Annotated in this window: 24 protein-coding genes, 1 tRNA gene and 1 pseudogene; 14 read left to right on the plus strand and 12 right to left on the minus strand. The window is 41.2% G+C overall.

The window, feature by feature from the left end:
* The first annotated feature begins 114 nt into the window (after positions 1-114).
* The 3 genes from N5O98_RS03700 to N5O98_RS03710 all read left to right on the plus strand — a co-directional run bounded on the left by N5O98_RS03700 (position 115) and on the right by N5O98_RS03710 (position 1,550).
* Positions 115-891 (plus strand): class I SAM-dependent methyltransferase, encoded by a 777-nt coding sequence (locus N5O98_RS03700; protein ID WP_022200003.1) that lies wholly within the window; start codon positions 115-117, stop codon positions 889-891.
* A gap of 70 nt (positions 892-961) precedes the next feature.
* A complete protein-coding gene (locus N5O98_RS03705; RefSeq protein WP_004302575.1) occupies positions 962-1,312 on the plus strand; it encodes a helix-turn-helix domain-containing protein in 351 nt (116 codons plus the stop codon).
* Between the two features lie 13 nt (positions 1,313-1,325).
* Positions 1,326-1,550 (plus strand): hypothetical protein, encoded by a 225-nt coding sequence (locus N5O98_RS03710; RefSeq protein ID WP_004311131.1) that lies wholly within the window; start codon positions 1,326-1,328, stop codon positions 1,548-1,550.
* 20 nt (positions 1,551-1,570) lie between these two features.
* Here the strand turns inward: N5O98_RS03710 and N5O98_RS03715 are convergent, their stop codons facing one another.
* Entirely contained in the window at positions 1,571-2,269 is a 699-nt protein-coding gene (locus tag N5O98_RS03715) for an SIR2 family NAD-dependent protein deacylase (protein WP_004302577.1), read from the minus strand.
* A gap of 473 nt (positions 2,270-2,742) precedes the next feature.
* Between N5O98_RS03715 and N5O98_RS03720 the strand changes: the two genes are divergently transcribed.
* The 5 genes from N5O98_RS03720 to N5O98_RS03740 all read left to right on the plus strand — a co-directional run bounded on the left by N5O98_RS03720 (position 2,743) and on the right by N5O98_RS03740 (position 5,332).
* Positions 2,743-3,327, plus strand: a complete 585-nt coding sequence (locus N5O98_RS03720) for an FKBP-type peptidyl-prolyl cis-trans isomerase (protein ID WP_004311130.1) — start codon at positions 2,743-2,745, stop codon at positions 3,325-3,327.
* A 20-nt stretch (positions 3,328-3,347) separates the two neighbouring features.
* Positions 3,348-4,226, plus strand: a complete 879-nt coding sequence (locus N5O98_RS03725) for an FKBP-type peptidyl-prolyl cis-trans isomerase (protein WP_008775242.1) — start codon at positions 3,348-3,350, stop codon at positions 4,224-4,226.
* A 160-nt stretch (positions 4,227-4,386) separates the two neighbouring features.
* Positions 4,387-4,851 (plus strand): Lrp/AsnC family transcriptional regulator, encoded by a 465-nt coding sequence (locus N5O98_RS03730; protein ID WP_004302580.1) that lies wholly within the window; start codon positions 4,387-4,389, stop codon positions 4,849-4,851.
* Between the two features lie 5 nt (positions 4,852-4,856).
* Positions 4,857-5,168: a DUF4491 family protein gene (locus N5O98_RS03735; protein WP_004302581.1), complete on the plus strand. Its 312-nt coding sequence runs from the start codon at positions 4,857-4,859 to the stop codon at positions 5,166-5,168.
* Positions 5,169-5,258: 90 nt separating this feature from the next.
* Positions 5,259-5,332, plus strand: a tRNA-Ile gene (locus N5O98_RS03740).
* A gap of 154 nt (positions 5,333-5,486) precedes the next feature.
* Here N5O98_RS03740 and N5O98_RS03745 read toward each other — a convergent pair.
* Positions 5,487-6,440, minus strand: coding sequence for a hypothetical protein (locus N5O98_RS03745; RefSeq protein ID WP_061448464.1), 954 nt, complete (start codon positions 6,438-6,440; stop codon positions 5,487-5,489).
* Positions 6,441-6,546: 106 nt separating this feature from the next.
* Between N5O98_RS03745 and N5O98_RS03750 the strand changes: the two genes are divergently transcribed.
* From N5O98_RS03750 to N5O98_RS03775, 6 genes are read left to right on the plus strand one after another with little or no spacing between them, the layout of a single operon-like run.
* Positions 6,547-6,774 (plus strand): helix-turn-helix transcriptional regulator, encoded by a 228-nt coding sequence (locus N5O98_RS03750; protein WP_021980359.1) that lies wholly within the window; start codon positions 6,547-6,549, stop codon positions 6,772-6,774.
* Positions 6,771-10,001, plus strand: coding sequence for a type I restriction endonuclease subunit R (locus N5O98_RS03755; protein WP_032856133.1), 3,231 nt, complete (start codon positions 6,771-6,773; stop codon positions 9,999-10,001). The genes N5O98_RS03750 and N5O98_RS03755 overlap by 4 nt, the downstream gene beginning before the upstream one ends.
* A gap of 12 nt (positions 10,002-10,013) precedes the next feature.
* Positions 10,014-11,675, plus strand: a complete 1,662-nt coding sequence (locus N5O98_RS03760) for an N-6 DNA methylase (RefSeq protein ID WP_061448465.1) — start codon at positions 10,014-10,016, stop codon at positions 11,673-11,675.
* Positions 11,668-12,732 carry a PDDEXK nuclease domain-containing protein gene (locus tag N5O98_RS03765; protein ID WP_118161334.1) on the plus strand — a complete coding sequence of 355 codons (1,065 nt, stop codon included), beginning with the start codon at positions 11,668-11,670 and terminating at the stop codon, positions 12,730-12,732. Before N5O98_RS03760 ends, N5O98_RS03765 begins: the two co-directional genes overlap by 8 nt.
* Positions 12,733-12,741: 9 nt before the next feature.
* Positions 12,742-13,041 (plus strand): hypothetical protein, encoded by a 300-nt coding sequence (locus N5O98_RS03770; RefSeq protein ID WP_118161333.1) that lies wholly within the window; start codon positions 12,742-12,744, stop codon positions 13,039-13,041.
* Positions 13,038-14,285: a restriction endonuclease subunit S gene (locus N5O98_RS03775; protein WP_118161332.1), complete on the plus strand. Its 1,248-nt coding sequence runs from the start codon at positions 13,038-13,040 to the stop codon at positions 14,283-14,285. Before N5O98_RS03770 ends, N5O98_RS03775 begins: the two co-directional genes overlap by 4 nt.
* Here the strand turns inward: N5O98_RS03775 and N5O98_RS03780 are convergent.
* The 10 genes and pseudogenes from N5O98_RS03780 to N5O98_RS03825 form a co-directional block, all read right to left on the minus strand.
* On the minus strand, positions 14,209-14,811 hold the full coding sequence (locus tag N5O98_RS03780) for a restriction endonuclease subunit S (protein ID WP_229093012.1): 603 nt from the start codon (positions 14,809-14,811) through the stop codon (positions 14,209-14,211). The two genes, N5O98_RS03775 and N5O98_RS03780, sit on opposite strands and share 77 nt — an antisense overlap.
* Positions 14,812-14,868: 57 nt before the next feature.
* Entirely contained in the window at positions 14,869-15,861 is a 993-nt protein-coding gene (gene xerA / locus N5O98_RS03785; RefSeq protein ID WP_061448467.1) for a site-specific tyrosine recombinase/integron integrase, read from the minus strand.
* A 257-nt stretch (positions 15,862-16,118) separates the two neighbouring features.
* A complete protein-coding gene (locus N5O98_RS03790) occupies positions 16,119-16,880 on the minus strand; it encodes a restriction endonuclease subunit S (protein ID WP_229136460.1) in 762 nt (253 codons plus the stop codon).
* A 126-nt stretch (positions 16,881-17,006) separates the two neighbouring features.
* Positions 17,007-17,555, minus strand: a complete 549-nt coding sequence (locus N5O98_RS03795) for a hypothetical protein (protein WP_032844353.1) — start codon at positions 17,553-17,555, stop codon at positions 17,007-17,009.
* 24 nt (positions 17,556-17,579) lie between these two features.
* A complete protein-coding gene (locus tag N5O98_RS03800; protein WP_032844352.1) occupies positions 17,580-18,773 on the minus strand; it encodes a relaxase/mobilization nuclease domain-containing protein in 1,194 nt (397 codons plus the stop codon).
* Between the two features lie 15 nt (positions 18,774-18,788).
* Positions 18,789-19,184, minus strand: a complete 396-nt coding sequence (locus N5O98_RS03805) for a plasmid mobilization protein (RefSeq protein ID WP_055255791.1) — start codon at positions 19,182-19,184, stop codon at positions 18,789-18,791.
* 173 nt (positions 19,185-19,357) lie between these two features.
* Positions 19,358-20,032: a hypothetical protein gene (locus N5O98_RS03810; RefSeq protein WP_061448469.1), complete on the minus strand. Its 675-nt coding sequence runs from the start codon at positions 20,030-20,032 to the stop codon at positions 19,358-19,360.
* A gap of 50 nt (positions 20,033-20,082) precedes the next feature.
* Complete coding sequence (locus tag N5O98_RS03815; protein ID WP_061448470.1) at positions 20,083-20,430, minus strand: hypothetical protein; 348 nt, start codon at positions 20,428-20,430, stop codon at positions 20,083-20,085.
* A 136-nt stretch (positions 20,431-20,566) separates the two neighbouring features.
* A complete protein-coding gene (locus tag N5O98_RS03820) occupies positions 20,567-21,952 on the minus strand; it encodes a virulence-associated E family protein (protein WP_061448471.1) in 1,386 nt (461 codons plus the stop codon).
* Between the two features lie 4 nt (positions 21,953-21,956).
* Positions 21,957-22,275, minus strand: a pseudogene (locus tag N5O98_RS03825) (DUF3853 family protein).
* Positions 22,276-22,376: the final 101 nt, after the last annotated feature.

Raw genomic sequence — 22,376 nt, forward strand, 5'->3', positions numbered from 1 at the left:
ATACTCTTGTCAGAGTTATTTTCTATATCTAAATTTTCAAACTATTTGTATGGTCAAATGGTTGCAAGCATCATTATATGCCTCCATTCGCCGTACAACTAAAACATTAAAACAATGAGTAACGATTTTAAATCAATCCACGAATTCGATTTTACACTGATATGTAATTACTTCAAGGCATTAAAACGTCAAGGTCCCGGAAGTCCTGAAATCACACAAAAAGCCGTAAGCTTCATCAACGAACTGTCCGACAAGGCACGAATAGCCGACATTGGCTGTGGCACAGGCGGTCAGACAATGGCATTAGCCAACTATACGAAAGGACAAATTACAGGTATCGACCTTTTCCCCGACTTTATCGAGCTATTCAACAAAAATGCAATAGAATCCCATTGTGAAGACAGAGTAAAGGGTATCGTCGGTTCCATGGACGCTCTGCCATTTCAAGAGGAAGAACTCGATCTGATCTGGTCCGAAGGCGCTATCTATAACATAGGATTCGAACGCGGCATGAACGAATGGAACAAATTCCTGAAAAAGAACGGATTTATCGCTGTAACGGAAGCCTCCTGGTTCACCCCGGAACGTCCCTCCGAAATAGAAGACTTCTGGATGGCCAATTACCCGGAAATCGATACGATTCCAAGAAAGATAATGCAAATGGAAAAAGCAGGATATATCCCGACAGCCCATTTCATTTTACCGGAAAATTGCTGGCTTGAGCATTTTTACGCTCCCCAGTTCCCTGTTCAGGAAACTTTTTTGAAGGAATATGCAGGAAATGACGCAGCCGCAGACCTCATCACCGGGCAACGGTATGAAGAGAGCCTATATAATAAGTATAAAGAATACTACGGCTACGTATTCTATATAGGACAAAAAAAAGATTGATTATCTGCCGGAGAAGTTAGCAAGATAGGACAACTCTCCGGCATTTATTATCCTTTACTTTGCAGAAAACATGGAGACGAAAGATATCAATAAACAGGAATATCAGTTACGGATCAATAAAGTGACCGACTATATTCACAATCACATAGACCAGCCGTTATCATTACAGAAAATGGCAGGTATCGCCTGCTTTTCTCCTTTCCACTTCCATCGCGTATTTACAATCCTGACGGGCGAAACGCCTACGGATTATATCAAACGCACCCGGATTGAAAAAGCAGCCCTATTATTAAAACGAAACAAGGAACTTTCCGCCACCGAAATCGCCCGTCTTTGCGGCTTTAGCAGCCTTTCACTTTTAAGTCGCAATTTCAGGTTGCATTTCAGTATGACGATCCGGGAGTTCCGTTCATTAAAATAAAACCCTAAAGAATATGGAAAAAGAAAATAAGATTCTGATTTTTCGAACTTCTATCACCCAAAGGCGTGACATCAAGCGCATAGGAGAGCTTTTGGCAGAGTTCCCCCAAATAGACAAATGGAATGTGGACTTTGAGGACTGGGAGAAAATATTAAGAATCGAGTGCAGGGATATCTCTGCACTCGAAATATCGGAAGTACTCCGGAACAATCATATTTTTGCCACCGAACTGGAATAAAACCGGGAAAAGAAAACCTCTCAAACTCCCAACAACTGTTTCAATTCAGCCACTCCTTCAGAAGCTCCCTTCTGAATTACATGTATCGAACGGGAAGTATGCGTATCTACCGGTTTCGGATCAATCAGATACACCTCTGCTCCTCTCGGTACATAATGAAGCAGCCCCGCCGCAGGATATACGTTAAGCGACGTACCGATAATGACGAAAATATCCGCTTTCTCCACATATTGGATGGCGGTTTCAATTTCCGGCACAGCTTCTCCAAACCATACGATAAAAGGTCGCAATTGAGTGCCGTCGCCGGCCTTGTCTCCCATCTTCACTTCATATTCTTCCGGTTTCAGTTCTTTTATGTAGTGGGGATTATGAGGATCTCTGCTGGAACACACTTTCGTCAGTTCGCCATGCAGATGAATGATGTGGCTACTCCCGGCACGTTCGTGCAAGTTATCAATATTCTGTGTCACCACCGTCACATGGAAGCTTTTCTCCAGTTCCGCCAACAGTTCATGCCCACGGTTCGGTTTCACCTCCAACAACTGTTTCCGACGCTCATTATAGAAATTAATCACTAAAGCCGGGTCACGCTGATAACCTTCAGGAGTGGCCACCTGCTCCACAGGATACCTATCCCACAAACCGCCTGCATCGCGAAATGTACTAATCCCACTCTCGGCACTCATACCCGCACCCGTCAAAACTACCAGATTCTTCATTACTATTCCTCCTTCTTTTTTAATAGCCACACAAATGTAATCAGAATCATCGAATAAAAGAACACTTTCTCACGCTTAATATAATCCTATTTATGCAGAACTTTAAGATGAAAGATGCAGATAGTTAGCATCATTTATGGCAACAACTATTCGTCTGACTACTGTTATTCTTTCGTCTGACAGTTGTCAGACGAAAAAACAACAATTGTCAGACGCAAGTTCAACAGCTGTCAGACGATTAATTGCCTGCATAAACAAATCTAAAATATAAGAATAAGCCGATTAAATCCTACGAACAAAAAAACTAATTCTTTAAAGAAAAGCGATTATCTTTCACAGATATAAGAATTTTTAAATAGCAAATGCTAAATCATTCAAATAAAACACGTACTTTTGCGATTCATAAATTTGCAATTGATTGAAAGCTAAAACCATGAAGGTGATACATTTCAATCGCCAACAAAAAACATTATATGGATAAATTCAGTTACTCTATTGGCCTCGGAATTGGTCAAAACTTATCAAGCATGGGAATCGGAAACCTTGCGGTAGATGATTTCGCACAAGCAATCAAAGACGTATTGGAAGGCAATCAGACGGCTATCAGCCACAATGAAGCCCGCGAAATAGTAAACAAGTATTTCGAAGAACTGGAAACTAAAATGGGTGCCGTTGCTATCGAGCAAGGACAGGCTTTCCTCGAAGAAAACAAAAAAGGACCGGGCGTAGTTGTTCTTCCCAGCGGACTACAATATGAAATCATCAAAGAAGGTACAGGCAAAAAGCCGAAAGCTACCGACCAGGTAAGATGCCACTATGAAGGAACATTGATTGATGGTACACTGTTCGACAGCTCTATCCAACGCGGAGAACCGGCTGTATTCGGTGTCAACCAAGTAATCCCGGGATGGGTGGAAGCTTTGCAACTGATGCCGGAAGGTTCTAAATGGAAACTGTATATTCCGTCAGAACTTGGTTATGGCGCAAGAGGTGCCGGAGAAATGATCCCTCCTCATAGCACACTCATTTTTGAAGTAGAATTACTCGAAGTATTATAAATAAAAAATTTCAAAGCAAAATGAAAAAAGTTAGTATTTTTATGGCAATCGCCGCTGCTGCAAGCCTTGCTTCTTGTACAGCTCAAGCTCCTAAAGCAAATCTGAAATCAGACATCGACTCACTGTCTTATTCTATCGGTATGGCGCAGACTCAAGGTCTGAAAGGCTATCTGACAGGTCGTCTGGACGTTGATACTGCTTATATGGCAGACTTCATCAAAGGTTTGAATGAAGGTGCAAACAAGACTAGCAAAAAAGACATCGCTTACATGGCAGGTCTGCAAATCGGTCAGCAAATCAGCAACCAGATGATGAAAGGTATCAACCAGGAATTGTTTGGCACTGACTCTACTAAAACTATCAGCAAAGAAAACTTCATGGCAGGTTTCATCGCAGGTACTTTAGAAAAAGGTGGCGTAATGACTATGGAAGCAGCTCAAGAATATACTCGTACAGCTATGGAAACTATCAAAGCAAAAGCTTTGGCAGAAAAATATGCTGACTACAAAGCTGAAAACGAAAAATTCCTCGCTGAAAACAAGACTAAAGACGGCGTAAAAACAACTGCAAGCGGTCTGCAATACAAAGTAATCACTGAAGGCAAAGGTGAAATTCCTGCTGACACTTGCAAAGTGAAAGTGAACTACAAAGGTACTTTGATCGACGGAACAGAATTCGACAGCTCTTACAAACGTAACGAACCGTCTACTTTCCGTGCCAACCAAGTAATCAAAGGTTGGACAGAAGCATTGACTATGATGCCTGTAGGTTCTAAATGGGAACTTTACATCCCGCAAGAACTTGCTTACGGTGCTAGAGAATCTGGCAATCAAATCAAACCGTTCTCTACTTTGATTTTCGAAGTTGAACTGTTGGGCATCGAAAAAGATAAGAAATAAGAAAGTTCTTTTCTAAATAGAAAAAGGAAAGAGGTGCAAAACGTTTGTACCTCTTTTTTTTGCTTTTTCCTATTTTTTTTCTCCGAAAAGAAGAATAATTAAAATAAATCTCTATATTTGCTTACTATTTGATAACAACAGGAAATTACAATTTATTATTATGGAAAGAATAGACAACCTCGACAGGCAGATCCTAGAGATTATCTCCCAGAATGCCCGCATCCCTTTTAAAGACGTAGCAGCCGAATGTGGAGTGTCACGCGCAGCTATCCATCAGCGTGTGCAAAGACTGATTGACCTAGGTGTCATTGTAGGCTCTGGTTACCATGTGAACCCGAAATCATTGGGATACAGAACTTGTACCTACGTGGGTATCAAACTGGAAAAAGGCTCCATGTACAAATCTGTCGTAGCGGAACTACAAAAGATTCCCGAAATTGTGGAATGTCATTTCACTACAGGTCCGTACACAATGCTGACAAAGCTTTATGCATGCGACAACGAACATCTGATGGATTTGCTGAATAACAAAATGCAAGAAATACCGGGTGTGGTAGCTACCGAGACATTGATTTCTCTGGAACAGAGTATCAAGAAAGAAATCCCCATCCGCGTTGAAAAATAATTGTGATGGAATTTCTAAATGAATATCACCTTGCGGGGTTATTCATCGGAATATGTACCTTTTTGATTATCGGCCTTTTTCACCCCGTCGTGGTAAAGGCCGAATACTATTGGGGTACAAAATGCTGGTGGATATTTCTGGTACTCGGCATAGCCGGTGTGGTCGCCTCATTAAGCATCGATAATGTGATTTTATCTTCTTTGCTTGGCGTGTTTGCATTTTCTTCCTTCTGGACGATTAAAGAGGTCTTCGAACAGGAAGAACGGGTACAAAAAGGATGGTTCCCCAAGAACCCGAAGCGCAAATATAAGTTCTAAAAATAAAGTATCGTAGTTTTTTATCAAAAGGATTTGCATAATTCGAGGGAAAATACTACTTTTGTCACCGCATCCAACAAAGGATACATCGGACTTGTAGCTCAGTTGGTTAGAGCAACAGACTCATAATCTGGAGGTCCCTGGTTCAAGCCCAGGCTGGTCCACTTTAGAAATCAGCGACTTACGTTTGTGCGTAAATCGCTGATTTTCGTTTTGCGAAAACAATGCGAAAACAAAAGGTTTGAGTTTCACATTATTACAAATAGAATATTAGTTAATCTCTGTGATATTTTATTTGTTATTGGGTAGAATTTGATGTTATTCAAGTCCAAGTCGCTTTTCTAATTCTTGAATGTGATCATTCACTCTGCGTTTTCGTGTATCTTCCGAAACAAATTTATCACAATATACTTTTATGTTGCCACAAACAGAAAAGCAAACAGATGAAATGAAGAGTGTTATTGGTTTTACCAATTCTTGCTTTTCTTCATAAACAGCTCTTTTCGTTGCGTGTGACAATTCTCCGCGATAACAATACATTATGTCAATAAGAGAATCAAAATTCAGTTCTTTGTGTTTATCGGTGCATTCCTGTTTAATCTCTAAATACAAATCATAGTTCCGCTCTTTAATCATGCTTATTGTCGATAATACAGCATATTTAAGCATGTTAGATTTCTTAAAATTCTGTTTTTGCTCTCCAGAAAATTTACCCTTTGCAAAACAATATTCTAAAATCATGTAAAAATGAATATAAGCAGAAATATAATCTAGTTTGTCTAGATAGCTATTAGCTTCTCGAAAGAAATTATATGGAACTTTGGCTTCTGGTATAAATGTCTTATCAAGCATTAGTTTAGAGAAATTGTCACTAGTAATTAATACCTTTTTCTGTTTGTTTAATGATTTTCTCATAGAAAACAATAACTCGTTTTTAGCCTTGTCTGTCCATGATAAGTCTAAGTATTCATTATAATAGACTTTCATTATGCCATGTTGAAATCCACCATAAACTTCTATATTACGAAATATATCAAGCACCCTACTGTCAAGGTATTTGTCCACATTCATGGTAAATGATTTGTTTTCTCCATTTTTAGACAATTCGACTAAATCTGAATGCTCAATACTAATCTCTTTGGAAACAGATAACATGTACATTCCGCCCTCAAGATATAAACTAATTTTATGTAAACAATATAATATCTGTACTGGCTCTTTCAGTGCAAAGTTTCCATCAATAATTGTTTTGGCAGTAAATATAATATTCATATAGCCTATCTGATTTAAATATTCGAGTGTAAAGTTAATAAATTTATTTCCAAACAATAACGAAAATGAAAAATAATCATTATTTTTGCAATCAAAAGATGCAATAATGGAAGACGTAAACAGAATTAAACTCGTTTTAGTAGAGAAAAAACGTACCAGCAAATGGCTTTCAGAACAAATGGGGGTTAATCCATCAACTGTGTCAAAATGGTGTACAAACACATCGCAGCCAGATATAACCAGTTTGCTAAGGATTGCAGATTTGTTGGAAGTAGATATTAAAGAATTGATAGTTCGCGAGTATAAATCATATATATTGTCTCAAAAGGCATGAAGCAGTTTTCTGAAGCGACTCGGGTACAGATGCCTGCAATGGTTCATCTTACCCGAATAGGATATACTTACTTTGGTAAGCTGAGTGAAGATAAGAACGGCACAGTCTATGACGGTGACACGAATATTCTTTTACCTGTTTTTGAGCAACAGTTCAAAAAACTGAACCCTGGTCATGAGGGTGAATGGATGCAAGTGCTGAAAGACATCCGCAAAGAACTGAACGATGATGACCTTGGACGTGGCTTTTACAACCGCCTTAAAGTCGTATCTCCTGTAAAACTGATTGACTTTGACAATATCGAAAACAATACTTTCCATTTTACAGCTGAGTTTACTTGCAAGAATGGTCAGGATGAGTTCCGGCCAGACATCACCCTGTTTGTAAACGGACTGCCGCTTTGCTTCGTAGAAGTAAAGAAACCAAATAATCATGGTGGTATGCTGGCAGAAAGCGCACGGATGAACAAAGAGCGTTTCCCGAATAAGAAGTTCCGTCGCTTCATCAATATAACCCAACTGATGATTTTCAGTAATAATATGGAATACGATGCGTTGGGTGGTATCGTACCCATACAAGGGGCTTTCTATTGTACAGGCGCACGCACTTATTCTCCATTCAATTGCTTTCGTGAGGAAAACCCAAGCGGCCAGAAAATTGCTCCATACCATCATGATTATCCATATAAGGAGATTGACAGGGTAGCGGAAAAGAAAATACTGTCTGATTACAACTGTCAGGTAATCCATACCAGTCCCGAATATCAAACGAACCTCGATTTCAATACGCCCACCAACCGTATATTGACTTCCATGTGTTCGCCAGAACGCTTATTGTACATCATTAGATATGGTATCGCTTACGTCCGCATGGAGCGAGAGGTGGACGGCAAGATTGAATCTACCGACCAAAAGCATATCATGCGTTACCAGCAATTGTTTGCATCATTGGCTATTCGTAAGAAACTTGCCGAGGGAATAAAATCAGGAGTTGTTTGGCATACACAAGGTAGTGGAAAGACAGCTTTGTCTTATTATCTGACCTATATTCTCAATGACTTCTATTCTAAGCAGAACAAGGTCGCCAAATTCTATTTCATTGTTGACCGCCTTGATTTGTTGGAGCAAGCCACACAGGAATTTGAAGCCCGTGGACTGGTGGTTTCAACTGCTAACACAAGGGCGGAACTGATGGAGCAGTTCCGCAGCAACCAAGCACAACAAGGAACAAGCGGCCAAGCTGAGATTACAGTCGTGAATATACAACGCTTTGCAGAGGATAAGGAAAAAGTACGCATCAATGACTATGCTACAAATCTGCAACGTATCTTCATTCTCGATGAAGCACACCGTGGCTATAAACCCGGTGGATGTTTTCTTGCCAACCTTTTTGATGCGGACACTGATTCGATAAAGATAGCTCTCACGGGTACTCCGCTGTTAAAAGAGGAACGTGCAAGTTGCAAGGTCTTCGGCACTTACCTGCATACCTATTATTATGACAAGTCCATTGCAGACGGTTATACGCTGAAAATCATTCGTGAGGATATAGAAACATCCTACAAAGAGCGACTTTCGGACGTGTACGACAAGCTGGACACATTGGTGCAAAAGAAAGACATCCGCAAATCGGAAATCATAGAGCACCCCAGCTATGTGAACGAGCTGGCTCACTATATCATGCAGGACTTGAAAGAGTTCCGTAAGATACAAGGAGACGATACATTAGGCGGTATGGTCATCTGCGAAACCAGTGAACAAGCAAGACGGCTTTATGATGTATTCCAAGAGGAGTGGCAGAAATACCAACCAAAGCCTATCAAGATTAAGCTCCCTGACGGGACGTTTGTGGTAGGTGAACCCGAAGTGGATTACAAATCAAAGTATAGACCACTGAAAGCCGGAATCATTCTCCACGACACAGACGACAAGGAAACAAGAAAACAGACAGTCAAGGATTTCAAAAAGAATATGACCGTAGATATTCTTATTGTCTTCAACATGCTATTGACTGGTTTTGATGCACCTCGTTTGAAGCGTTTGTATTTCGGTCGTAAGCTGAAAGACCATAATCTACTTCAAGCCATTACCCGTGTAAATCGTCCATATCCGGGAATGCGTTACGGATTTGTCATTGACTTTGCCGACATTAAACGTAACTTCAAAGAAACAAACGAGGCTTATCTGCAAGAGTTGAATCGTTTTAACGATGTGGAAGAGACTGGTGACGGCAATGCCACAGACACTTTCACTCAAGTGATTGAGGACAAGGACGAGATTGTGGCACAAATGAAAAAAGTACGCCAGACCCTCTTCGATTATTCCTACGATAATGCGGAAGAGTTTTCTTCGGAGATTTCCACGGAAGAAGACAAGGCTGTTCTGCTTGACCTAAAACAGGCTTTGGAATCTGCGAAAAATATGGCAAACCTCGTGCGTACTTTCGGCGATGAGGACATGAAGGAACAATTCGCCAAACTTGAAATCACGAAGTTGCCTCAGTTGCTTTCCGAAGTACAAAGGCGTATTGGCATCATCAACCAAAAGGAAGCTTTTAGCATCGGTGATGAAACAAAGACACTAATCAATGAGGCGATGATGGATATAGAGTTCACCTTCTCTAAGATTGGACAGGAAGAAATGCGCCTTATTTCGGGTGGAGCGGAGCTGAAAGAGAAATGGCAACGCACCATTGCCTCGTTTACCCAGAACTTCGACCAAGACGATCCTGAATTTATGTCGCTGCGTGATGCTTTTATGGAACGCTTCAAGGAGCATGGCTTTGTGATTGACAGCATAGCCAAGTTCAACGAAGAGACTCAGGCTTTGGATGAAATCATAACCCGTTTGCAGGACTTGCAAAAACGAAATAATGCTTTGGTAAAGAAATATAAAGGGGATGAGAAGTTTGCCCGAGTACACAAGCGCATCCGTGAGGTCAACAAACAAAGAGAAGAGAAAGGGCAGAAGCCGATGTTCTCATTCCTTGATGATGAGATTGTAGCCATTCTCAATATTATCAAAGAGGATGTGGATGCCAAAGTATATGACCGTAACGATATTTTGAAAAAAGATGCATACTTCGGGCGCACGGTAATGGCTCTTATCAATGGGTGTTTGTATCATTTTCCACAAATAAGGCCGGAAATGGACGATTATAAGTTCATCCAGCAACGAATTTCACAACAATATATCAACCAATACAATGCCACATACGGCATGGCTTAAAAAGAAGGAATTATGTCAGATATAAAAGAAAAAACATTAAAGCTCATTGACGGACTGAAAGCGACATGCCAGTCTTACGGTATGGGCAACGATGGCAACGAATATAAGATAATCACTCAGGTGTTTCTCTATAAATTCTTGAACGACAAGTTTGGCTATGAGTTGAAAAACGCCAAAAGCGATATTGCCAAGAAACTGATAGGGGATGTGAAATGGGAAACGGCATACGAGAACCTTTCGGATGATGAGCGTATGCTTATCCAAAGTGCCATTTCGCCCGATGTTCCTATGCTTGAGCCTTATCACCTGATAGCTAACCTTTGGAACCAGCAAAGTAAAGGGGATTTCGATACAATCTTTGATTCCACGATGACAGACATTGCGGAGCAAAATGCGGATATTTTCTCTACGCAAACAACTGCCAACACAAAGATTCCTTTGTTTGAGGCTTTAACACCGTTTGTGACTGACACGGCACAACGTGCGCCATTCGCTCGTGCTTTGGTGGACAAGCTTGTGAACTTCTCTTTTGAAGAGGCATTTGCTCAAAACTACGATTTCTTCTCCAGTATATTTGAGTACCTGATAAAGGACTACAATACAGCCGGAGGTGGTAAGTACGCGGAATACTATACTCCTCATGCTATTGCCACGATTATGGCCCGTCTTTTGGTGGGTGACAATGCTGACCTTCATAGTATGGAATGTTATGATCCATCAGCAGGAACAGGAACCCTTCTTATGGCACTTAGTCACCAGATTGGTGAAGACCGTTGTACCATCTTCTCGCAAGATATTTCTCAACGAAGCAACAAGATGCTGAAGCTGAATCTGCTGCTTAATGGGCTTGTCTCTTCACTTGACAATGCTATTCAAGGTGATACCCTTGTTAATCCTTATCATAAGAGCGATGGCGGACAGCAACTGCGCCAATTCGACTTTGTTGTCAGCAATCCGCCCTTCAAGATGGATTTCTCAGATACAAGAGAAAAGATAGCTGCCATGCCTGCACGTTTCTGGGCAGGAGTGCCTAATGTGCCTGCTAAGAAAAAAGAATCAATGGCAATCTATACTTGCTTTATCCAGCATGTTATCAACTCGCTGAAAAAGACAGGCAAGGGTGCGATTGTTATCCCAACCGGATTTATCACAGCTAAAAGTGGTATTGAGAACAAGATACTTCATAAAATAGTAGATGATAAGATTGTATATGGCTGTGTTTCCATGCCAAGCAATGTATTTGCCAATACGGGTACGAATGTAAGTGTGTTATTCTTCGACAAGTCGGCAACCACAGATAAGGTAATTCTGATTGATGCCAGCAAATTGGGTGAGGAATACAAGGATGCCAACGGATTGAAGAAAGTACGTCTAAACGATGAGGAGATAGAAAAGATTGTCGGCACATTCCAACGCAAGGAGGCCGTAGATGATTTTTCTGTAGCCGTTACCTACGATGAGATTAAGGAAAAAGGATATTCGCTCTCAGCCGGACAATATTTCGACATCAAGATTGATTATGTAGATATTACCGAGGAGGAATTTAACCAACGTATGGCTAACTATAAGCAAACCCTTTCCGAACAATTTGCAGAAAGCCATCGGTTGGAAGAAGAAATCATGAAACAGTTGAATGCTTTGCAATTCAACGTAAATGTAGGCGACAATGAGTAAAGGATTGACCATCATAGACAAGGACTATACCCAGTGGGTAGAAAATCTTAGTGTGCGTTATCGGCAAAGTCAAATCAAAGCCGCCGTAAGAGTAAACCGAGAATTGCTCAAGTATTATTGGGAACTTGGTCGAGACATAGAAGAAATGCACGTTGAAGAGCGTTGGGGACAGAGTGTCATTAAGAATCTCTCTGTGGATTTACAACTCAAGAATCCGAATTCAACGGGGCTTTCTCGTACTAACATCTATTATGCAAAAAAATTCTATTTGCTTTATTCTCAACACCTAAAGGTTGTCCCACAAACTGTGGGACAATTGAAAGAGATGCTTTTTTCAATACCTTGGGGACACCATCGTTATTTGATTGACAGATATGGAACTGAACCAGAAAAGGCTTTCTTTTATGTAAAAAAGACAATGAAAGAGGGGTGGAGTCGTGATGTGCTTCTCAACTTTATGGACTCAGGACTATATGAACGAGAGGGCAAGGCCCTGACAAACTTCACACGTACATTGCCAGACGAGGCAAGCGACCTCGCACAAGAACTGACGAAAGACCCTTACAATTTTGCCTTTACAGGAATAACGAAACCCTACAATGAGCAAATTCTCAAAGATGCATTGCTCGCCAACATATCCCAATTCCTGCTGGAACTCGGTACGGGATTTGCATACGTTGGCAAAGAATACCGACTTCAGATAGGACAAAAGGAAAAATTTATTGACTTGCTTTTCTACAACATAAATTTATCATGCTATGTGGTAATTGAGGTTAAGATTGGTGAGTTTGATTTTCAAGACTTGGGTCAGTTAAGTGGTTATGTGGTTGCATGCAATCATATCCTCAAGAAAGAGGGAAGAGATAATCCTACAATCGGTTTACTCATCTGTCGTCAAAAGGATTCATTACTTGCGCAATACGCATTGGAGGGAAGTAATCTTCCTTTAGGAATATCTGAATATGAGTTATCTAAACTCTATCCTAAAAAGGTGGATGGAACAATACCAACGATTGAAGAGATAGAAGCAAAATTGGGCAATAAAGATAAAAGTTGAAAGAAAAATATGATAGATTATGATAAAATAACCGAATATATAACCACTATGGGATTGAATGCGAATGGTGGTTTTCAGTTGTCTGCATTTGCGATAAATGAAATGTTAGACAATCATTACTCTATATCCGAAAAAGACTTGCACGATGGTGTAGAATGGCTAAAAGCTAAGATGAAAAAAGAAGTTGAAGAAAATCCATATTGGACTACAGAGCATAAAGAAGATGTAAAAAATGGACAAGAATACTTTTTGAATTGCTTTGAACATGAAGCCAAATCATATCTAAAAAATCAAAATAGATTATTATGATTTTGACGAAATATAAATTGGGAGAAATCCTTGATGTTACAAGAGGTGCAAGTCTCAGTGGCGAGTATTACGCCACTGAGGGTGAATATATCCGTCTGACTTGTGGCAATTTCGACTATCAGAACAACTGTTTTAAGGAGAACAAGTCCAAGGACAATCTTTATTATGTCGGAGACTTCAAATCTGAGTTTCTAATGGAAGAGGGAGATATTATTACCCCTTTGACAGAACAGGCAATAGGCTTGCTTGGTTCTACTGCCATTATTCCTGAAAGCGGCAAATACATACAAAGTCAAGATGTAGCAAAGATTATCTGCAAGGAAGACTTGTTAGATAAGGATTTCGCATTTTATCTCATATCCTCCGCCCTCGTTAAGCAACAGCTAAGTGCTGCTGCCCAACAGACTAAAATTCGTCACACTTCACCTGATAAAATCAAGGATTGCACAGTGTGGATTCCCGAATTATCTGAGCAAAAACGCATCGGTAAGTTATTGCGCTCCATTGACCGCAAGATAGAACTTAACCGAGCGATAAATCAGAATTTAGAGGCGATGGCAAAACAGCTTTACGATTACTGGTTTGTGCAATTTGACTTTCCGAATGAGGAGGGCAAACCATACAAGTCGAGCGGTGGTGAAATGGTTTGGAATGAAAAGTTGAAACGTAAGATACCAAATGAATGGGACAATTGCAAGCTAAAAGATTTTATCAATCTTTTTGATTCAAAACGCATTCCTTTATCAAGTAAAGATAGAGAGGAAAGAAAAGGCAACTATCCGTACTATGGTGCAACAGGTATTATGGACTATGTAAATGAATATATCTTTGATGGAGATTATATTCTGTTGGCAGAAGATGGTTCAACTTCTGATTCAAAAGGATTCCCTATCGTACAATATATATGGGGTAAGAATTGGGTGAACAATCACGCACATATAATTCTTCCCAAAAACGAACAATATTTAATGTTTACCTATCAAATGCTTAGGAGCATTCCTGCAAAGCAGATAGAAACTGGTTCTATTCAGAAAAAAATCAGTCAAGAAAACCTCTGTGAGTATAATATGGTATTACCTAATTCAATTTTGATTGAGAAATATGAAAGTATCATATCTCCATTATGGGAGAAACGCAAACTATGTATTGAAGAAATCAACGCTTTGATTAAGCAGCGAGACGAACTTCTTCCACTCTTGATGAACGGTCAGGCATCGGTAAATTCTGATTTATCCGACGGTTGAGTTCAATTTTCTTGTCCAATGCAGAGAATATTTCGCCAATTCGCTCTTGATTACGTAATGGAATCATTGGAACTGGAAACGAATTGAGCGCTTCAACGGATAACGCATAGCGTTGTCCGCTTCCAGAAGCATTACAAGCGAAATATTTCTTTGCATAGTCAGTATGCAGAAGGGCGTTTAGGTAACGTCCATCTAAAATATCTTTGTTTGGAGTAATCAGGGCGCAATGGTACCCCAAGATAACATCATCAAAATCATCGGCAATATAAGTGGGAACACCAATGTCATCACGAGTCTCACTATCCTTGGTTAAAGCTACTTGACCTTTCTTTAATTGGAACTTGGAAATCTCATTGGGACGGGCAGTCGCAAACATAAAGCCATCATGCTGAGCTGTGGTTATAGCCCAGTTATAATAGACATCAACAAAGTTGCAAAGCCGGATTTCTTGTTCGCCGTCTTTTGTTTTCTTGTCAACCCCACTAATTTCTACAGTGGCAATATCTCCCAGTTTCTGTTTATCCATTTGCATCCTATTTGGATGCAAAGTTACACATTTTCAAGCAGAATCCAGCATGATTACTTATCCCAAGTATTTCTTATGGGCTAACTTTACATTGTTTTGGTTCACAATGGCATAATGCAAGGTAGTATCTATACGCACATGACCGAGCAGACGTTGCACCTGTTCAATGGGCATACCTTTGTCAATAGCCATTGTTGCAAGTGTACGACGAAACTTATGCGGATGAACCTTAGGCATAGAAAGGGACTTTCCTAATTCCCGGATTCTTACTTCTACACCGCTAATTGTTAGGCGAGTATGAGGTGAGTGGAGGGAAACGAATAAAGCAGGATTGTCATCTGTGCGTTCATCAAGGTATTGCTGCAAATGTAGTTTAGTTCGGGCATTGAAGTAAACAACACGTTCTTTGTTGCCCTTGCCAAATACCACGCACTGGCGTTCATGGAAGTCAATATCTTCACGATTCAACTTAACCAATTCACCCACACGAATGCCCGTGGAAGAAAGAATGTCTATAAGGGCAAGGTCTCGTTTGTTGGTGCAACTATCCCGCAGTTGCTCCAGCTGCTCGTCAGAAAGCACCTCCTTAACAAGCGAATCTGTCTTAACCTTGTGGATACGTCTAACGGGACTTTTGGCAATATAATCTTCATCTTCCAACCATGCAAAGAAGCTGGAGAAGATGCGTCTCATGTTGTCTATGGTCACTTTACTGGATTGGTGCTCTTCCTGATAACCGGATAGATAGGCTCGAATATCTGATGTTGTTATATGACAAATCGCTACTGAAAGCGTAAGTAATAATCGCTCAATAGTATTACGGTAATATGCCAATGTCTTCTCTGAGCACCCCTCTATCTTCTTTGCCGAAATAAACGAGCTTAGAAGATGCTCATTCTCTTGCGCTTGTTGTTTGGAACAATCTTCTTTTTCGACTATTTCTACATTATGTAACTCTGATGCAAGCACAGTTTTAAGCCGTGCCATTTGTCGGCAGTCCAAGTCACGCTGCATCTCCGCAACTATTGCCTGAATGATGTTTTCTTTCATAATTCTATAAAAATGATGTATTATAATATAGAATATAAGCAAGAGAGACCTGATAGCCTCTCTTGTGCATTTTTAATTAGTCTTCGTTCCAATGCCTTTCACATTCAGGACAGCAATTGACGCTAGATTCTGCATAGAACTCATGTCCACAACATTCACAAACGATTCTAAGGAATCTCTTTCGAATAATTCTATACCTCATAATGTAATTATTAAAGGTCATGTGGGAATATGCCCATGTATATATGAATAGTAATTTAGCAGCACAACGGGTTAAAAAGAGTCGATAAATCAGAATTTACCGATACTTGACCGTTCATCAGAAGTGGTAGAAGTTCGTCACGCTGCTTAATTAAATATGATATTTCCTCATGCAACTTCACTACCTGCTCAAAGATTGGTGATATCAGTTCCTCAAATCTAACCGCAATATCTTTATTATCAGGTATGGCAATTGTGCTTTGTTGTAAATGATCTTGCGTAATATGTCCCATCGTTGTTTTCCTTGCTTCTGCCACTTTCTTAAATACATCAATATAATCCAAAAGTTGAAAATAGTAAAATGACTTCGGGAAATCATTTGCAGAAGTAACCTTAAAGATATGCTGATTAAGTCCTCCAAGTCCATAAGCCCAAAGCATAACTTCCAGTGATGCCGACCATGAAAATAGCACATCACCATTATACACCTTTACTGACTCTGGTATATTTGACGTTACCTCTTCTGTGTCATCGGAAATACCATCGTGCATTTCTCGTATCTTAATAACAGGCAATGACTCTTCATCATCCTTTGGTCTGAATTTCTGACAAGCCAAACCATTTGTAAAAACAGCAATTTCAAAGAGGTTTCCACAATGCCAACCAACAGGAATGTTGCGTTTTAGTTTCTCATTCCAAACCATCTTACCACCACTTGATTTATAAGGTTTGCCCTCCTCATTCGGGAAGTCAAACTGCACGAACCAGTAATCGTAGAACTGCTTTGCCATTGCTTCTAAATTCTGATTTATTGGCATGCATCTTATCCTATATCTTGATTTCGGTATACAGAAACTTAGGCATAATTTCATTTGCCGGCAATTTGCCGATAAACACAAAAACCACAATAAGTAGACTATAACAGGGGCGGAACACCGTCCCTGTTAGTTGTATGTTACATAATATACAACCAGCCCTAATCCCAACGTATAAACGAGTAAGAATATCACCAAGCCTCTCATCCAAAAATCCGAGAACCAAACGCCTTCATTCCGTCTGAGGATTTTACGCATGTTGGATTCATGTTCAGTAATAAGTTTCGATTGTTCGGCACGGTGATTTGCCAATACCGAAATCCAACTTTCTACAGAATGGTCTATCAGTTGCTTAAGCTTTGCAAGTTGGTCAGGGGTAATTGTTGTTTTGAATTTCGTGTCTCGTTCAGCTTTCACAATGGCATTGCAGATGCCATTGACAATATTATCGCAACTGCCAACTGCCGCTTTGAGCGCACCCTCAATGTGACATTCGGCAGCGATAGCTTTCTCCAAATCCTCATTGAACTTTATCAGCGTTTCTTTTGCCTCTCTGATTTCTACGAGAAGTTTATCAATTTCTTGCTTTTCTGACTCAATTTGTTGGTTCATTTCAACCTTCTCCAGCATGTCATTGACATTTATAGGCGATGTGCCTCTTGATTTTCCTATACCCATGTTCTTGTATTTATAAAAAGTGAATTATCTGTGCAGCCCTTTCCTGCGTTTGCACATGCTGTTTGCCATTCGTGCGCAACGGCGTGCCCATTCAAGTTCATCCTCGTCCTTGTCTTTTCCCCAACCTCCAGTGTCAGAACCGCCACCGCCACTTGAAACAGCTATACTGGTAGCAGCATCCATATATCCTGCAAAGAGTAAAAGAGCCGTGTGTTGTATCTCTTTAATCTTAGCTAACGGATGAGCTTCCTTCAAAGAACAATCTTGCCGGATGATATTGTCAGCGGCTTCGGGTATCTCTACATGGTAGCTGTGATATTCGTCTGTCGCAATATCGTAATGCTTTATAACAGGCAGTAAAATAGGAGTCAAATCTGCTGTCCGTGTTTGTTGAGGAATAGATTTTGTTGGCTCGGATTTCCTTTCCTGCTGATGCAGTTTTGCCCAAGTAGCCTCTATCTTTGATGGAGTCAGATTTCTCCCGATACCCAACACGGATGATTTATAATTTGAGTTACCCCGTTTGATGGAATAACCATAAACTTTTCCCTTATCATTTTCTTGTATGTGTACTTTGTAACCTCGTTTTGTCAGTTCCATTTCATATTGTCGCCAACTGAATTTGTCCATTGTACGAAGTATCTCCATACAACAGTTTGAGATTTCCTGCTTGTGCCGTATACCTATTTCTTCAGACTGCACCCAGCCACGTCTCTCGTTGATGATATTCGCAGCCATGACTGCCCTCTCACCAATCTTATGGCTATCATTTATTTTCCCATTCATATCCACACGGTTGGCATCAATGTGCAGGTGTAGAATGCCACTCTTAGAATCACGATGCAGGGCGGCTATGTACTGCGAACCTTTGAGATTGGTTTGTTTTGAGGAAGCCCGTTTGGTCTTTTGGGAAAGGTCTATGGAATCGAATACCCGGATGAACTCATCTGCCAAACGAGCCCAGTCATCCATTGTCCAGTTTCGGCTCTCTTTTTCGGACGGGGAAATTTCAATTCTTATCACGTTTCTGCCAAGAGGTCTGCCCTTGTTGATTTTCTCGGTAAACATCTTCTGCACGAGCATCATCCGACCGTACATCGCTTCCGGTGAAATATCATCGGGCAACAGGTTGGCTTTGACTATATCCGCTCTGTCTTTATTGACGGAATATCTTATGGCATTTGCACCATGTGGAATGGTACTGGCTTTTGCTATCATAATAGGTAAGGATTTTTATTCTGTTAGGTAATTCTTTATCTGGCCCCAGCGGTTAATAAGCTGTGTAGCTGCTATCATCCATCGCTCTACAAAGCGTGTGTCGCGGAAGTATATGGCTCGTTTGTCCGCTTGGATGGATTTCACGGCTGCCGCAATACGGATAAGGTCGCCCCTTGCATCCGTCAGACTGCATAAGGCTTCTACCTCACGCTCAGACAACCGTTGCCGTGGATGCTGCCCTAAAGCAGTGCGGCGCACATAGTTGCTCATGGATAAACCGCAGGTCTTGGCAAGTTCTTTCGCTTTGGCGTATTCCTGTTCCGTTACTCTGGCTTCAAGTCGCAGGGTACGCTTTATAACTTTCTTGTCGTTTTCTTCGTCAGCTTCATTGTTGATATTCTTTTTCTTCATGTTTTGTTATGTTATGGGTGAGACATCAATCTAAAAAGGGACAGCAGGGTGGGAGCTTGCGACTGCCGGAATACGCCTATGTAGTACGGATGAGTGTAACGAATTTGTGCGACATAGGAACTTCTTGCAAGACCCCGCACAAAATATAGGCTCTACCGCCATATCCAATATGATTATGTCTGACCATCTGCTGAAACATCCTCGTTAGATTCTTCCTCTCTCGCAGGCGGTGGAGAAACCGAAGCAGAAGGGAAAGAAAAAGAGGACGAGAGTAGTTCCCCTTTGTCTGATATAACAGGTAATTTGTCTTCAAAGGAAAAATCAGTGTCAGAAATACAGCCCTCATTCATTACTTCTGATTGACTGTAATCATTAGAATTGGAAACGTTTTCCTCCAGCGGGGGTGTTGGTAAAAGAGGCTTCGCATCATTGGATAGTGCGCCTGTATTCTCTCCTTCCTCTTGTCGGTTTTTGATTCGAACATAGAAAGGATTGTCTATACGATTGCCATTTTCCATCCATGCCGATATACATTTCAGGGTATGAACGCTTGTTCGGTTGTTCTGCGTAGATGCGACAATTCCCAACTGGTTCATCTTGTTAAGTACGCGGGATATGGTCTTTTTGTCATAGCCTAACTTGCAGGACAAATCCACTTCCGAAAGGATGGCTTGCCCCACTTGTAAGGTTGTGGAAAATCCTTTTATGGCATAGTCGGTTTCTTCCAACACAGCCGCTTCAATAAGTCGGTGCAATATCTTCATACGGTCAATGCCGTATTTGCTTCCTGCCAGATACGCAAGTTGCTCTGACGAAAGCACTATACAATAGTTCAAATCTGTTTTCATCGTCTGTATAATTTGAGATGGTTTATAAATGGTGCAGCCAAAAGAGAAAGTCAGCGGTGCATACCGTAACCTCTCTCCGGCACATAATACTCCTTGTCGTATGCGATGTGGTCAAGCACGTCTTGAAGCCTGTCAAGTTGACGGCTGTCTAATATACGGATGGCGGCAATGGTAATGTTCTGTGAAGCGATACGGCGGTGTTCACAATTCCGTTCTGATATACTTCCGTCTCCATCGGCATGGACACTTCGTAGGTAATTGTTCACCGCCTCGGTCTGTTCCTTGCTTGGAAAGGTGGAGGGATAACGGTCTTGAACATACGTAACCATGTGGCTGACCGCATTTGCCAACAACGGGTCACATTCTTGTAGCTGTTTGATAAGTTCTTCTTTCCTCATATTGTTGGTTTATATTGTCCCGTGTCCCAAGCGTTTTTTATAATTTTCTATTTTGCTTACTTCCTGTTTTTATTCTTTTTCGAGGGCAAAAGGGGGACAAGGGGACATTGGTTTTTTCTTTTCCCTTATTTTGAAATTAAAATGGTAATTCCAGTTCACTTGGCAGCGTTGCGCAGGACTCTTCACTTGGAGCGTCCACCCTCACCCATGGGTATTTCGTCCGTCCCGTCTTATCGCAGTAGGCTGGATGCAGCCCCTTGACCTTCTCCTGTTCACTCCGTTTCCAATTGGGAAACATGGACATCAGGCGGTTGAGGTATTGCGAAGTGTATTTGGACGGATTTCGTCTGACTAAATCATTGGGCAGTTCCTCTATAATCTGCCGGGCACAAACCATATTGAGTGAGGTCATTGTGGAATTTGGTTCTGAGTATGCTCCTTTCTGATAAGCCAGTCGTGTCGGAATCATCCAATTTGCATACTGCACGGGAACCTCACGTTCCAGATACATTTCTATGTCCTCCATGATTGGGTCAACAAGAATGTTGGAATGTTGCATCTGCACCTCGTTGGCCTCATTCTCCATGTCCGGTGACAAGTAGAGTTTCATTCCTTGTCGATAATATGCGTATGCCTCTGCCCAAAGTTGAGGAACGGAACACTGCAAATCATCCAACCAATCTGACACATGACCGCTGCCTTTGACAGGGATAATCCACCATCGGCGGTTTCCATTGTCTCCTTGTAGGAAGTTCATTTCATTAGTAGTCGCAGCAAAAACATTATGCCGCATGAACTCCACCACCTTATGCCCATAAGCCGGACGCATATAATCACTGCAACGGCTTAGAAAAGCCTTGGCTGCTTCCGCGTCATTCGCCCGTTTTAAACCATTCAACTCACTGATTTCAATAATCCAACCGTTGGTTATGGTCTCCACTTTCTCCTTGTCACCACTGGCGAAAGAGAATGAATCGTTGAACCATCTCCCACTGATGGCTTTGAAGAAGGTGCTTTTACCAATACCTTGGGGACCGGGCAAGGTCAGTACGTTGTCAAACTTGCAACCTGGATTGAATACTCTTGCTACAGCCGCCACGAACCAAAGTTTTGTCTGTTCCCTAACAAGCGGAGTGTCATCCGCTCCAAGATAATCTATGATGGTTGTGGCTATGCGAGGTTGTCCGTCCCATGTCTCTTGTGCGATGAATCCCTGTACAGGATTGAAACTCCGTTCAGAAGAAGTGGTCTTCAATATCTCAAATACCTTATTCTGCGTCAGACGTATTCTGTATGTCCTTTCCAAATAATCCTGTATCTTTCCTGCCGACTCTTCATCTATCTTGTTTCCGTTGACATTGCGGAACAAAGGGCAGAAACATACATCGTCCTGACAGAAGGTATCGTACCTTATCTGACTAAGATTCTCATCCAGTGTGAAAATAAGCCGGAGATTACTGATGGAACGAGCAGGATTTCCGTAACTGTCTGTTGCCAGATTCTTTTTCCAATCATCTTCCATACACCTATTCTTTGATGCGAATGCCACCTGATTCCTTTGCCAAAGCCAACGCAAGGTCTGCATCCACTACGATTTTTCGTCCTATCTGTGTGATAGCTTTATCTATGATACCGCTTTTCTTAATGCGGTTGGCGGTGGGTACGCTACAACCGAATACACGGGCGATACCCTCTATACCATAGTAGTTGCCTTTGGATGCCACTTGGGGGAATGGCCACTTCTGTACTTTCCACACTTTTAGTGATGAGAAAGCAAAGCTCCTCACCCGTCATCATGGCGATGGGCTTTTGGAGTAGTTGGGTAAAATTGAGTTTTTCTTCCATATCTTTACTTGTTTGATGATTAAATACTTTAAGCCTCGGTTCAACTCTGTGAAACCGATTTCGCAAGCAAAGGTAGTGTATGAAACTCTGTGTGTTGGTCG

The sequence above is a fragment of the Bacteroides sp. LFL-34 genome (genome assembly GCF_027257075.1).
Lineage (GTDB): Bacteria > Bacteroidota > Bacteroidia > Bacteroidales > Bacteroidaceae > Bacteroides > Bacteroides ovatus.